Consider the following 14124-nt stretch of genomic DNA (forward strand, 5'->3'; position numbering starts at 1 on the left):
CAATTGGTCAAAAGAATAAAGATGCGAAATATTATAGGAGAAAATACAGGCTTTAGACAGTTTTTGCCAATTCCGTGTATATAATGGAGCAAATTTACTATTTTTTGGATTGTTTCATGTCCGATTGGCCACCAAAACCACAAAATGAATCACAGCAAATCCCATCACATGCGCAGCAGCCAACAGGCAATGAGTGGAAACTATTAGAAAAAGCAGTTTTAGCCTCAGTTGAAGAACAACGTCGTGCACGCCGTTGGGGAATTTTCTTTAAGTTTTTAACTTTTGCCTATGTTTTTTTGCTCTTGGTCATTATGGGCAAAGGTTGCAGTACCACGACGACGAATCCATCTGCAGCGAGTCCGCACATTGCAGTGGTCGATATTGTTGGAACGATTGCATCAGATAAGCAAAGTGTGAACAGCAACGACACCATTAAGTCGCTGAAAAAAGCCTATGAAAATAGCAATAGTAAAGCCGTAGTGCTGAACATTAATTCACCTGGCGGCTCACCTGTACAGTCCGATGAAATCTGGCAAGAAATTCAATATCTGAAAAAACAGCATCAGGATAAAAAACTGTATGCTGTCATTGGCGATACTGGTGCTTCGGGTGCTTATTATATTGCCTCTGCTGCAGATGAAATTATTGTCAATCCATCTAGTTTGGTGGGTTCAATTGGCGTAATTATGCCAAATTACGGCCTGAGTGGTTTAATGCAAAAACTGGGTGTGGAAGATCGCACCATGACCTCGGGTGAAAACAAAGCCTTGTTGTCGATGACGCAACCTGTCGATCCTGCACAGAAAAAGCATGTACAAGCAGTATTGGATAATGTGCATGGTCATTTTATTCAAGCAGTGAAAGATGGACGTGGTGCGAAACTGAAATCACAAGATCCTGCAATTTTCTCTGGTTTATTCTGGACAGGTGAGCAAGCAGTTACACTGGGAATTGCCGATAAAATTGGTAGTCTAAATAGCCTAAAGCGTGATTTAAACCTTGATAAAGCTGTGAATTATACGATTGAACATAGTCCTTTAGACTCTGTATTAGGTCGTATGGGGGCCGCAGTGGGAGAGGGTTTTGCCACTTCAATTTCTCAACAGCTTCAGACTGAGCAAAACGCGAAATTACAATGAAACCACTGATTCATTTTGCACATGCCAATGGTGTGCCATCAAAGGTCTATCAAAAACTCTTTGATTCACTTAAAGATGATTACGATGTGATTGATGTCCCGTTGCTAGGGCCAGATAAGCGTTATCCAATTGATAACCATTGGCATAGCTTAACCCAGCAAGTGATTGACAGTATTGTACGTCAATCGCAAGGCCGTAAAGTCATAGCGTTGGGACATTCTTTAGGTGCGGTCTTGTCTTTTCAAGCAGCTTTGCAACGTCCTGAGTTGTTTGAGCAAGTGATTATGCTCGATCCACCTTTAATTATGGGTAAGGCTTCAGTGTTTTTGCATTTTGCTAAAATGTTGAAACTCAAAGCGGTTGATCAAATGTCACCCGCAGCTTTGTCTTTGCGACGTCGTGATCATTGGGAGAGCCGTGCGCAGGCTGCAGAATTATTGCGTCCTAAAGGTTTTTACAAAGACTTTGATGCAGACTGTTTTCAGGCCTATATTGATTTTGCGTTAACAGAAGACAGTGTGCGTGGTGGGGTAGAGTTGACCATTCCAAAAATGGATGAAGTCAATATCTTCAGAACCAATCCATCGCTTTGGTGGTTGCCGCAGTCTAAGCCGCAAGTGCCAATGCAATTGGTAATTGCAGAAAAAGGGCCATTTTTAAAGCCTGGTTTTCCACAGATTACTTCTAAGAAATTTGGGATACCGTATCAGGTTACGGCAGGCGGGCACATGTTCCCCTTAGAAAAGCCTATAGAGACTGCGCAGCTGATTAAAGACTTAATTCAAGCCCAGCAAACAAAAGCAAGCGTGGTGTAAAAAGATACTTGTTTGCATCGTGTATAAAAAAACGCCTGATAACAGGCGTTTTTTATTTTGTATCCATTAAGCCAATTGCTTAAACACGGCAAAACTGTACTGGTTGCTGTAACAGCTGCTGACGATACATCACGCCTTGCGCGGTGTGTTCAAGGCTACCATTGCAAATCCATTCAACCACTTGTGGGTAAATTAAATGTTCCAATACATGTACGCGGTTGGCCAAACTTTCAGGAGTGTCATGCAGATTTACCTGTAATACACCTTGTGCGAGTGCTGGACCTGCATCTAGTTCGGCTGTGACATAATGGACTGTACAGCCATGCAAGGTATCACCAGTATTGAGGACACGTTGATGGGTATGCATGCCCTTATAATGTGGCAAGAGTGAAGGATGAATGTTGAGCATTTTTCCTTCCCAAGCCTGCACAAACTTGGCACTTAAAATTCGCATAAAGCCCGCAAGAACAACTAAATCGACATTCCAGGCCAGCAATTGCTGATGCATCACCTCATCAAAGGTTTCACGGTCAGGGTATTGCTTATGTTCAATGACTGCGGTTGGAATACCTGCATTTTGCGCACGGGTGAGGGCATAGGCATCAGGCTTATTGGAAATAACCCCAACAATTTGCCCTGAAAGATTGGCATCTATCAGGGCTTGTAGGTTACTTCCGCTGCCTGAAACAAGAACAGCTATTTTGATCATGGGTGTTGAATCACGCAAAAATTACGCGAATTTTTTCATCTGCGCCTTCAACAGATTCGGCATTGTCTTGAATGCGACCCATTACCCATGCTTTTTCGCCTAAGCTGTTGAGAAGTGCTACAGTTTTGTCTGCATCATTGGCATCTACTGCAACAACCATCCCTACACCACAGTTAAAGGTACGATACATTTCAAACTGTTCTACACCACCTTCGCGTTGTAATAGTTTGAATAGTTCAGGCCATTCCCAAGAAGATTCATCAATCACTGCTTGTGCACCATTTGGCAATACGCGAGGCAAGTTCCCAGGTAGGCCGCCACCAGTGATGTGTGCCATAGCATGCACATCTACTTGTTTGCATAATTCAAGCATAGATTTAACATAAATGCGTGTTGGTTCCATGGCAACGTCAGCAAGTGGACGACCATCAACCAGTTGAGTTAAATCAACATTTTTTACGTCTAAAATTTTACGAAGTAAAGAGTAACCGTTCGAGTGCGCGCCTGAAGATGCAACACCAATTAAAACGTCACCCGCTTTTACTTTAGAGCCATCAATAATTTTGCTTTGCTCAACCACGCCCACACAGAAGCCTGCAAGATCGTAATCTTCACCTTCATACATGCCTGGCATTTCTGCTGTTTCACCACCTACAAGCGCACAGCCTGCAAGCTCACAGCCTTTACCAATACCTGTCACAACATTGGCAGCAACGTCTACATTTAAGTGACCTGTTGCATAGTAGTCGAGGAAGAATAAAGGTTCAGCACCACATACCAGCAAATCGTTTACACACATTGCGACTAAGTCTTGACCAATGGTGTCGTGGCGATTTAGGTTCAACGCTAAACGTAATTTAGTCCCTACACCATCTGTGCCAGATACGAGGACAGGTTCTTCATAACCTTTCGGAATTTTACAAAGTGCGCCAAAGCCACCTAATCCACCCATCACTTCAGGACGAGTAGTACGCTTAGCAACAGATTTGATACGATCGACTAACGCGTCGCCCGCTTCAATATCGACACCAGCATCTTTATAGCTTAAACCAGTGGTAGGGTTAGAAGTTGAGTTGCTCATAATGAAGTCTCCGCATTCGCGGGGCCGATTATACCTGAATATACGAAACTCTTATGTTATTTATGCGCCAAAATGCTATCTTTATTCAAATATTTTAGCTTCTATAACGAATAAACTGAAAAAAGGCGAATTTCTATGGTCGATCGTACCTTGCGTCGCATTTTTATCCTGTCTGGGATAGTTCTGCTCCTTTGGGTGCTGTACTTATTAAAACCGGTTGTCATTCCTTTTGTGGTCGCATTTTTCATGGCCTATTTATTTAGTCCATTGGTGGAAAACTTGTGCAAAGTCGGTTTGCCGCGCTGGTTGTCAATCAGTATTGTATTTATTGGAATTGGTATCGCGCTGACGCTTGCTGTTTGGTACATCATTCCATTGGTTTGGAAACAGTTGATTATTGCGCGTGACAGTATTCCTGTAGGTATTAACTGGATTAATTCGACCTTTTTGCCTTGGGTGTCGTCCACCTTCAATATTGAAGAAATGGAAATTGATACTACGCACATGACCACAATTGTGATGGATTATGTGCAGACCAATTACAGTGCCGATAGCATTCAAGCAATGGCCTTGCGTGTTGCACAGTCTGGACTGAATTTTATCCAGATTGGGGGGACGGTCGTACTTATTCCAATTATCGCTTTCTATTTCCTGTTGGATTGGCAGCGCATGCTCGACAGTTTACGTCGTTTAATTCCACGTCCGTATGAGCAAAGCACTTTGACTGTGGTGCAAGAATGTCACAGTGTTTTAGGCGCATTTGTGAAAGGTCAGTTTTTGGTGATGATTTTGTTGGGTGTGGTCTATGCCACAGGTCTACAACTGATTGGTTTAGAGGTTGGCTTAATTATTGGCATGATTGCTGGTCTGGCCAGTATTATTCCATATTTGGGTTTTGCCGTAGGAATTGTTGCTGCAATCATTGCCACTTTCCTGCAATTTGGGATTGATTGGATGCAATTGGTCTTGGTGCTGGTGGTGTTCATGATTGGGCAGGCCGTGGAAGGCTACATTCTGCAACCATTTTTATTGGGTGACAAAATTGGACTTTCACCTGTTGCGGTGGTTTTCGCAGTTTTGGCAGGTGCGCAGCTCGCAGGTTTTATGGGGATGTTGATTGCCTTGCCAGTTGCTGCGGTGATTGTGGTCCTGCTTCGTCATTTGCGTGATTATTACGAAAAAAGTTACTTATATGGACAACCTGTGGTGGTGTCTGAAGATGCAGTATCGGGTGATATTAGTATTGAAACCTCACAAGTGCATATTGATATCGAACTTGACCCTCATGCTGCAAATTCACTGCAACAGACTGAAAAATCAAGTAAGATAAAACCCTCAGATCAGCCAGACTCCTAGGTGATTACAGTTATATGCGTCAACTGCAGTTAGACATCGAGCCTCAATTAGATGCACGGATCAGTGATTTTTCTGGTCCGGGTTGGGGGCACGTCATTGATGCAGTACGACAGCTTCATGCAGGACTGGTCAATCGTTTTTATGTCTATGGTGGTGCAGGTACAGGTAAAAGTCATTTGCTGTCTGCAATTTGTGATTCATATTTAGAAATTGGCAAATCTGCCATTAAAGTGTCTTTACTTGAGTTGCTCGATGCCCCAACCGAAGCAATCACGTCTTTAGATCGCTATGACTTGGTGGCTTTAGATGATATTGAAGCGATTAGCGGTGTGCCACATTGGCAACGTGCAGTTTTTCATTTAATCAACTACAGTAATGAAGTGGGTGGTCAGTTGGTATTTTCCTCCCGTTTTGCACCGATTGAATTGAAGTTGGAATTACCCGATTTACAATCACGTTTGACGCAAGCGGTGAGTGTTAAAGTACCTTCGGGCAGTTTATATGCAGACCGACAAGCACTGGTGAGTTCGGTGCTGGAACGTCGTGGCATCCTGATTGATCCACAAATTATTGATTATTTGTTATTGCATGGGCCACAACAAACTTCTATCTTGCTGCAAAACCTTGAGCAGTTGGTGCAATTACTCAAAGGAGAAAAAACAAAATTAAGTGGCGCCAATTTGCGTCAGATTTATGCGCTGATTGACGAATATCGGTAAAAATTAAAATTACTTGAGAATTTGCTCGAGCTGTGCGAAATTATTGGGAAAATAATTCGAAGTTGCAGGGAATTTGCAACTAAAGAAGAAAAAAAACAAAGAAAATTACAAGGAGTACGCTTATGCTCAAGCAGAGCATCGGCATTGGTATGCTGTTTATCGCAGGTCATGCATATAGTAGTAATATCATTGTCACCACCACTGCAGACACAAAAGCAGATGATCAACAATGTTCTTTGCGTGAAGCCGTTGAATATATTAATTTAGGAAAGCCTGAACAAGGCCATTTGGGATGTGGTGGTGAAAATGCCTCCAATGTGATTTTATTAGAAAAAAAAGCGATTTATCAGTTAGATCAGCAACTTAAAATTACTGAAAGCCTGGAAATAAAAACCACTTATGACAGTAGTTTTAATGACAAAACCTCGCCAGGATTAAATAATGCCATTATTCAAATGCGTGGGAATGGTCGGATTTTCCATGTTGATGATAGCCAGGATCGTTTCGTAAATGTGTCACTGAAAGAGCTGACATTAGAAGGCTGTGGAGAGGAGCGCTGCCGTCAGGAACAAGGCGGTTTAATTCTGAATAATGAAAATTTAAATTTAGAGTACGTAAAGCTGAGTAAAGGTATTGCCAATCAAGGTGGTGCAATTTATAACTTGGCGCAAATCACTACTGATCTTGATCGTGTTGTTAGAGGCTTAATGCAGGTAAAAAATAGCCTGTTTGAAAATAACCAAGCGCAAGATGGCGGTGCCATTTATAGTAAAATTCCTAATTTTACAGTAACTTCATCGGTTTTTAAGAGCAATAAAACTACGAATTCAAACTCTGCCAATTTATATGCAGCTAGCAGCACAGCAGATGAAAATACCCAAGTTTTTTCAAATGATGTGAATAAGGTGACAAGTAGTACCTTTATTGCTAATGAAGGGTATGTGTTGAATGTCCTTGATGGTATTGGTGTTAATAATGTCAGCATCCTGGGGAACACGCGCGGTATTTATTTAAATGCCCCTTTGGGTAAAGGCTATGTAGCGAACAGTATTGTTTTGGCGAACCCACATCCAGTGAATAGCATGGCTTATAATTGTACCCAAGCAGGTTCAGATGCCACCGTATTACAAAATAATCTAGTTGGTGCAGGTTGCAGTACGGGTGATGCGAATTATCCAAACAGCGTATGGACAGGTAATACCATATTCGCAGGCAATATGCTTGAAGGGGCATGTAAAACACTGAGCGAAGATGCTGCGGCCTTATTTTGTCCATACCATGTGCCTGAAAATGCGTTCTTAGGTTTTATTCGTCCGCGTGTATTGCTGACTGATCAAAGTTTGCAAGATTCTCTAGTGGTGAATAAAGGTCAACTTGCTAAAGCAGGGTTGCCTATGCAGGGGTGTACATCAGCCGATCAGCGTGGGATGCAACGTGAATTTGATAGTACGTTATGCGATCGCGGTGCAATTGAGGTAATGGTGCCTGCATCTAGAGGCTTAATCGGTCAAGATATTCTGGCTGGTCAAATTGCAAAAATGACAGTGAGTGACTTGCTCGGTGACAGTGACCTTGTGCCTAAAGAGTTTTGTGATCAAGTCTATCCGACGAATCCAACAGGGCAGCCTTGGCAAGCCGGATGTGTACAAATTGAACAATTAGATACCCGCTCTAAAGGTAAGCTGACGATTGATGAGTCTGGCAACTTGGTTTACACACCAGATTCTGCTTGGCATGGGGCAGATGTTTTTAAAATTAAACTGGTCACGAGCACAACGCGTTTTAATAGTACTTCTCCTTATATGGAAGTGAAAGTTCAAGTCATACAAGAACATGAAAATCGCATGGAAAGCGATAAATTAAATGTTTCAGGTGGTGCGTGGAGCGCTTACGGATTAATGGCTTTATTGGGCTTGTTAGGTTTACGCCGTAAAAAAGCATAAAGGATAAATATGAAAAATAATAAAAAAACACTGTTAGGGATAATGGTGCTGTCAGCGATGTCGCTTATGGCCGCGGATGATCGTGTTATTCAGGTGACGACTTTTGAGGATCAAAATGGTGAAGATCTAAACAATTGTTCCTTGCGTGAAGCCTTAGTCGCAGCCAAGAAAAATATTGCTTTTGGTGGATGTAGTGCAGGTAATACAAACCGTGGTAGTACCGACTATATTCAGTTGAAGGAAGGCGAATACATTTTAAACTCTGAGTTACGTCCTGAATCTATGGTGAGGATTTATGGTGCAGCTGCTTTAGACTATAATCAGCGTGATCCGCTGACACATCGTTATCCTTCTATTGCGCTATTAAAAACCAGTATTAATGCACAAGGTAACAGTCGTATTCTGAATACTTCGGATACTCAAGCCAGTGTAGCCTTGTATGATCTGGTACTCAAAAATGGTAATGCCAATGGTGGTGGTAATCTTAATGCTAAAGATCAAGGCAAAGGCGGTGCTGTTTTTGTAGCAGGGCCATTGTCTGCAAATAATATAGAAATCCAAAACTCAAAGGGCGAACAGGGTGGTGCAATATATGTAGTTGCGCATCAGACCGAACGTCAGGTTAATTTGGAAAATGCATTCATTCATGATAACCAAGCAAAAGTAGGAAGTGTTCTGGCTATGGATTGCCAGGCTAATCTAGTCAATACACGTTCTGTTATTCACGTAAATCGTAGCAGTATTATCCAGAATGGGTCTACAGATAGTCAGAGTACATTTGATCTTTGTGGGCAGCCAGATCTTAAAGTAAGCACAAGCACAATTGCAAAAAACCAGGCAAATGCTAATCAAGGACATATTTTTAATCTAGTTCATTCTGATCAGCATCCTTTAAGCACATTGTCTCAAGTATCTTTAGAAAGTAATACTATTGTTGAAAACCAAGCATTCAGTACACTGTATTATGATCAGCATCCGCGTATCGCACTCTTTTTTAATATGTTGGCCTTTAACCAAGGTAAATCTTGCCGATCTGCTCAAGATTTAAATCAGCAGCAACTCAATATCGTTACTGTACGCAATGCAATATTGCCAGCGAGTGCGACTGCAGAACAAGGTGAGTGTGATTTACCTGAAAAGGCTAGTAGTAGCTATGAATTGAGCAAGAATATTGATTTAACAGGCTTAAGTTTTGATCAGTTGCTTCAGCCTTTACAAGAACCTTCGGCTTATAACTTATTCTTGCCACTTTATTATCCAAAGCGTGGTGTAGACCCAAGTAAAGACTTGATTGATGTCGAAGGTTTTGGTTGTGCCGAAGAGGACCAACGTGGTTTGGCACGGGTTAGTAACGCGACACTCACTTTAAATCCGGATGCAAAAAATAGCTGCGACATTGGTGCTGTCGAAGTCATGCGTTTAAATGCTGCAGATATTACCAGTTTGAGCAATATTTCGTATGAGAGATTATTAGATGGGTATCAAGAGCAAATTGATCGTACACAGGCTAGTATAGATCAAAACAAAACCAGTGATCAGGCTTTACTGACACAGGCACGTGCTGATTTGAAAACTTTACAAGATTTGCTAAATCATACCGAAGCCAAACAACAATATCGTGCAATTTATATTGATCCATTTGCATTGGCGTTAAAGCAAGATGAGCCAACCGCAGATGGTCAGTTCGTTCAGTTAAAACAGTTAAACTCAGAGAATTTTAGTATTCAAACAGAAGCACTAGGCATAGGGGCTGTTTCTGGTACAGGAACAACGTTCAATGTAGATAAACTGACTAAAGATCCATTGTTTAAATGTGAGTGGGATGCTCAATTACAGCGTATCTTAATGTATCGTTTGAATGACAAAGTGACAGAGCTAACTGATTCTGCGTACTGTAAATATACCATTACCTCTAAATCGGACAGTAATCATCATTCATCAGGTTTACTGGAAGGGAAATTTAATAATATTCAGCCAATTGCAAAAGATGATCACATACGTATGGAACATGGGTCAGACTTGAAAGTTAGTTTTAATCCATTGGCGAATGATAGCGATGGTGGGGATGGCATAATCAGTACTTTAACTGAAAATACCAATAAACCAGCATTCTATAGAGACCATACAGGACAAGAGCTCGCAATTCGCTTTACACATATCCCTTCTAGCGTGGTGCTAACGGCAGATCGTAAAGCACCTTGTCCAGGTGATTATGCACGTGAAACCTGCTATGGAGGCAATATTCAGGTACAAGTGCGTAATAGTTTTAGCCCATTCGATTATGAACTGAGATATACCGTGTTTGATCATGAGCAGGCACTATCAGAAGAAGCGACTATTACTTTGGAGAATACAGCCAAGAACACCAACTATGAAGCCAGTAGTGGTGGTGGGGGAAGTTTGGGTATTTGGGGATTAATGACTTTACTAGGCTTGGTGGGCTATCGCCGTCACACGCGGTTCAAGTCTTAACTTAAACAGATGTTATAAAAAGAAGCCCATTTCGGGCTTCTTTTTTATGTGAGCAATTAATTATTTCTAGAAATATGCACAAAAGATTTTTGCCTTTTACGAGTATAGGTGTGCTATTTAACCATTCTAGTGATTGACGATGTTCGGTTGATATTTTTGAATATATTCTTGACGAATCAAGGGGCGTTGCTCTGGAGTAGCTTGTTGTAGCCGTTGACCTAATTCTCTGCGTTCTTGCGTACTCATTTTTTGCCAGGTTTCACGCATTTTTTGCTTTTCACTTTCAGGCAATTGGGTAAACCAATCCATGCGTTGTTGTAAAGCCACACTTTTATCTGCAGGGATTTCTTTCAGATTTTGATAACGCTTAATCAGCGCCATCTGTTCTTCTTCAGACAGCGTTTCCCAAGTTTCTGCAATTTGCGTGTCGGCGTCTTTGGAAAAAATCCAAAAACGCTCAAAACCTGCAAAACTGGTTTGCAGAAAACCAAGTGCACAAAACGCAAATACAATTCGCTTAGCTGCCATGTGGAACTTTGTCCTCACCTAACACCATTAACATTTCTAAATCTTCCACCATTTGTGGAGAAAGTTTAGGAACAGACACAGCTTGATTTTGTGGTGCTGTGGTCATTTCCATTGAGTTTGGCAAGACCACAAAACCTGCAATCGCAGCTGCCAAGGCAAAGCCTGACATTTTCCAAAGTCCATAACGCGAGCTTTTCTTGTCTTGAATATGATCTAAGACATGGTTCATGACCGCTGCTTTGTCTTGATGATGGTGAGCGAGCCCATCTAGTTTGGAAGTGACTTGTTTTAAGAAATCATCTTGTTTCATTCTGATGACCCTCCCAGATTTGGATTCATATGTGCCAAACTGTTGCGTAAGGCTTGAATGGCACGGTGATAATGTGTTTTTACACTGCCTTCAGTACAATTCATAATTTGTGCTGTGGTGTGTGTGTCAAAGCCTTCCCATGCACGTAACATAAAAGCTTGTTGTTGACGTACAGGAAGCTTTGCAATTGCTGCTTGAATTTCGTCTACAGTGACGGCCTGATCTAAAAACTCAGCTGGATTGAGTGCTTGTTCATCCACGATATCGAGTTGTTCGACGTCGTCATCATCTAAACTGACTTTTTTAAATAATGAGAAGGGATGAGTGCGTCGAGCTTCTTTGCGTCGCCAGTCTTGTAATTTGTGATTTAAAATCGTGTAAAACAGGGGATACCATTCATCTGTGGCTTTATCTGCATAAGATTTATGTAATGAAATAAAGGCTTCTTGAACTAAATCCATGGCAATGCCATGTTGTCCTTGGGTTGCACTTTCCATCATGACTAAGGCACGCCCAGTCACATCCTGCATAAAATTTTTTAGACGTTGTTCAGCCGTACTCTTTAGAGCACTCAAATTTTCCGAGTGTGACGACTTCGGGTTTAAATCCATAGAGATGGAAAATCCTGTCATTGGATACCCACCATTATTTTTAACATCATACTTATATAACGCTAAAAACAATGGTTTGGTTGACATTACAATTTATTATTTTAAGTCTAATCTATTTTTTCTACAGGGCTAGTCTATTTAAAATAAATTAACCATTTACAGACGTTGGCGCACCATTTCAAAGAAACAAATCGAACCTGCAATCGCAACATTTAAGGACTCCTGACCACCAGGTTGTGGAATGCTTACCGCTTGTGCATGCTGCAAGGCGTAGTCTGACACACCTTGTCCTTCATTACCTAAAATCCAGACGCAGGCTTTACGCAAGTTTTTGCTGTACAAGCTTTCTGCATGGTGTGAGCTGGTTACATATACCGGAATCTGAAATTGCGGTAAAACCTCTTCCAGTGTGACATTTTCAAAAGTCTGTAAGCTAAAGTGCGCGCCCATGCCTGCACGTAACACACGTGGTGACCAGAGTGATGCAGAACCTTTGGTGCAAATAATTTGTTCAATCCCTGCGGCGGCGGCAGAACGTAATATGGTACCGACGTTGCCTGGGTCTTGCACATTTTCTAAAATCAGCGTGTCTGCTTTAAAGTCCAGCGTTTGACTTGAGCTCGGTAAATCGACAATGGCTAAACAAGCTAATGAAGTACCTAAAGTGCTTAAATCTTTGTATAACGATTCACTAATGACAAATACTGCGCCAGTATATTTTGCCAAAATACGCTCATAGTCGGGATGGCTGAGTGCATGTTCTGTAGTGAAAATCGAATTGATCTTTTTATTTTCATGTAACCACGCAAGACACAAGTGCGTGCCTTCAAGCACGGTTTGTCCTTGTTTTTTACGATAGCTATTTTGCTCAATTAAACCACGTAAGTGTTTAATTTTTGGGTTATCTTTTGATTCTAAAAAAATCGTAGGCATGCGATAAAATCCACAGCAATTGGCGCAATACCAATTGCTGTTGTTGAAAAATGATTAATGATAGCTGCTGACTAAATCGACTTCATTTTTTGAACCAATAATGACAGGTACACGTTGATGCAAGTCGGTTGGTTCAATGTCTAAAATACGCACACGGCCTGTAGTTGCAGCACCACCAGCTTGTTCCATGAGCATGCTCATCGGGTTGGCTTCATACATTAAGCGTAAACGACCTGCTTTTTTCGGGTCTTTTAGGTCGTATGGATACATGAAAATACCGCTACGGCAAAGAATACGGTGAATATCACCCACCATACATGCTACCCAGCGCATGTTGAAATCTTTTTCACGTGGGCCAGTCTTGCCTGCCAAAAGCTCATCGATATAGCGTTTTACAGGCGCTTCCCAGTGACGTTGGTTAGATGCATTAATGGCGTATTCTTTGGTGTCTGCTGCAACTTGAATATTATCTGCAGTCACTAAAAATTCTTGGCTTTCCGGATCAAAGGTAAAGAACACCACACCTGCACCAACAGTGAGCGCCATCATAGTGGATGGGCCATACAGAACATAACCTGCTGCCACTTGTTGTGTGCCTGCTTGCATAAAGTCCGCAGCCTGAGTCAACGCATTTTTTGCAGGTAAAATGGAGAAAATTGTACCCACACACATATTGATGTCGATGTTGCTTGAGCCATCTAGTGGGTCAAACAAGACTAAATATTGACCATTTTCTTGAGCAGGGGTGAATTCATCTAATTCTTCAGAAGCCAAACCACCAACATTTGGGTGTTTTTGTAATGCTTCAATTAAATAATCATTTGAAATGACATCTAATTTCTTTTGTTCTTCGCCTTGTACGTTTTCATTTTGTGCACTGCCTAATACACCTGCCAAAGCACCTTTTTGTAATGTTTGATCAATAGTCTTACAGGTATTGGCAATGGTTTCAATTACTTGAGCAAGTTCGGGTGTTAAATTTCCAGTTTGTTGTTTTAGAAATTGGGAAAGGGTACGGTATGACATGACTGGAAAACTCCGAATAACTGCAAAAATGAGGATAACAATATGCTGCAATAGTTTAGATGAGAACGCGTTAAAAGAAAAATTAAACTCGACTATTTGCTGTGATTTTACCCTTGCAAGTCTTGTAGAAAGTGCTATGTTGATGTGAAGGATTTAATTTGAGATAGGAGCACAGATATGACAACGTTAAAGTTTGATGCGACTCCAACGCCGAGCGAAGGGATTAGTTTAGACGATATTTCTGAAGACAAGATGAAAGCAGCTTGGAAAGATTATGAGTCTAAACCTGAATATAAAAAGTTCAATAAGCATGATTTGATTGAATCTATGCAAACGGCTAAATCAGATGCAGAGTCGGAATAAATTGTTTTAAACGATTTTTTCAGATTTCAAACGCTCAGGATTCAACATATTCAGTTTGCTAAGTTTTTAAATTGCGATTGCATTCGTGATATAGCTGGGTTAAATAAAAAGCGCTCTTG

At 41.3% G+C, this 14124-nt stretch carries 14 protein-coding genes; 7 read left to right on the plus strand and 7 right to left on the minus strand.

Going from position 1 to position 14124, the window contains the following annotated elements; all coding sequences use genetic code 11:
* Positions 1-116 precede the first annotated feature (116 nt).
* Positions 117-1139: a signal peptide peptidase SppA gene (gene sppA, locus HHA42_RS05925; protein WP_168525759.1), complete on the plus strand. Its 1023-nt coding sequence runs from the start codon at positions 117-119 to the stop codon at positions 1137-1139.
* Positions 1136-1954, plus strand: a complete 819-nt coding sequence (locus tag HHA42_RS05930) for an alpha/beta hydrolase (RefSeq protein ID WP_168460157.1) — start codon at positions 1136-1138, stop codon at positions 1952-1954. Before sppA ends, HHA42_RS05930 begins: the two co-directional genes overlap by 4 nt.
* A gap of 79 nt (positions 1955-2033) precedes the next feature.
* On the opposite strand, the gene purN is transcribed toward HHA42_RS05930, so the two are convergent.
* Positions 2034-2663, minus strand: coding sequence for a phosphoribosylglycinamide formyltransferase (gene purN, locus HHA42_RS05935; RefSeq protein WP_168460156.1), 630 nt, complete (start codon positions 2661-2663; stop codon positions 2034-2036).
* A 10-nt stretch (positions 2664-2673) separates the two neighbouring features.
* Positions 2674-3744, minus strand: a complete 1071-nt coding sequence (gene purM, locus HHA42_RS05940) for a phosphoribosylformylglycinamidine cyclo-ligase (RefSeq protein ID WP_168460155.1) — start codon at positions 3742-3744, stop codon at positions 2674-2676.
* A 135-nt stretch (positions 3745-3879) separates the two neighbouring features.
* Here purM and cxpE point away from each other — a divergent pair, with 135 nt between their 5' ends.
* The 4 genes from cxpE to HHA42_RS05960 all read left to right on the plus strand — a co-directional run bounded on the left by cxpE (position 3880) and on the right by HHA42_RS05960 (position 10234).
* The gene (gene cxpE / locus HHA42_RS05945; protein WP_168460154.1) at positions 3880-5100 is read left to right on the plus strand and encodes a chloramphenicol efflux transporter CxpE; all 1221 of its coding nucleotides are present in this window, start codon (positions 3880-3882) and stop codon (positions 5098-5100) included.
* Positions 5101-5114: 14 nt separating this feature from the next.
* Complete coding sequence (hda, locus tag HHA42_RS05950; protein ID WP_168460152.1) at positions 5115-5819, plus strand: DnaA regulatory inactivator Hda; 705 nt, start codon at positions 5115-5117, stop codon at positions 5817-5819.
* Between the two features lie 122 nt (positions 5820-5941).
* Complete coding sequence (gene rbtA / locus HHA42_RS05955) at positions 5942-7762, plus strand: rhombotarget A (RefSeq protein ID WP_168460151.1); 1821 nt, start codon at positions 5942-5944, stop codon at positions 7760-7762.
* Positions 7763-7819: 57 nt separating this feature from the next.
* Entirely contained in the window at positions 7820-10234 is a 2415-nt protein-coding gene (locus HHA42_RS05960; protein ID WP_252726303.1) for a CSLREA domain-containing protein, read from the plus strand.
* 126 nt (positions 10235-10360) lie between these two features.
* On the opposite strand, the gene HHA42_RS05965 is transcribed toward HHA42_RS05960, so the two are convergent.
* The 5 genes from HHA42_RS05965 to HHA42_RS05985 form a co-directional block, all read right to left on the minus strand.
* Positions 10361-10762 carry a DUF3106 domain-containing protein gene (locus HHA42_RS05965; RefSeq protein ID WP_168460147.1) on the minus strand — a complete coding sequence of 134 codons (402 nt, stop codon included), beginning with the start codon at positions 10760-10762 and terminating at the stop codon, positions 10361-10363.
* On the minus strand, positions 10752-11072 hold the full coding sequence (locus HHA42_RS05970) for a hypothetical protein (protein ID WP_168417773.1): 321 nt from the start codon (positions 11070-11072) through the stop codon (positions 10752-10754). The genes HHA42_RS05965 and HHA42_RS05970 overlap by 11 nt, the downstream gene beginning before the upstream one ends.
* A complete protein-coding gene (locus HHA42_RS05975; RefSeq protein ID WP_168460214.1) occupies positions 11069-11683 on the minus strand; it encodes an RNA polymerase sigma factor in 615 nt (204 codons plus the stop codon). Before HHA42_RS05975 ends, HHA42_RS05970 begins: the two co-directional genes overlap by 4 nt.
* A 156-nt stretch (positions 11684-11839) precedes the next feature.
* Positions 11840-12616, minus strand: coding sequence for an RNA methyltransferase (locus HHA42_RS05980; RefSeq protein WP_168460145.1), 777 nt, complete (start codon positions 12614-12616; stop codon positions 11840-11842).
* Between the two features lie 54 nt (positions 12617-12670).
* Entirely contained in the window at positions 12671-13642 is a 972-nt protein-coding gene (locus tag HHA42_RS05985) for a class 1 fructose-bisphosphatase (RefSeq protein ID WP_168417775.1), read from the minus strand.
* Between the two features lie 177 nt (positions 13643-13819).
* Between HHA42_RS05985 and HHA42_RS05990 the strand changes: the two genes are divergently transcribed.
* Positions 13820-14005, plus strand: coding sequence for an NF038105 family protein (locus tag HHA42_RS05990; protein ID WP_168417776.1), 186 nt, complete (start codon positions 13820-13822; stop codon positions 14003-14005).
* Positions 14006-14124: the final 119 nt, after the last annotated feature.

This window comes from Acinetobacter sp. A3 (assembly GCF_012371415.1).
Classification (GTDB): domain Bacteria; phylum Pseudomonadota; class Gammaproteobacteria; order Pseudomonadales; family Moraxellaceae; genus Acinetobacter.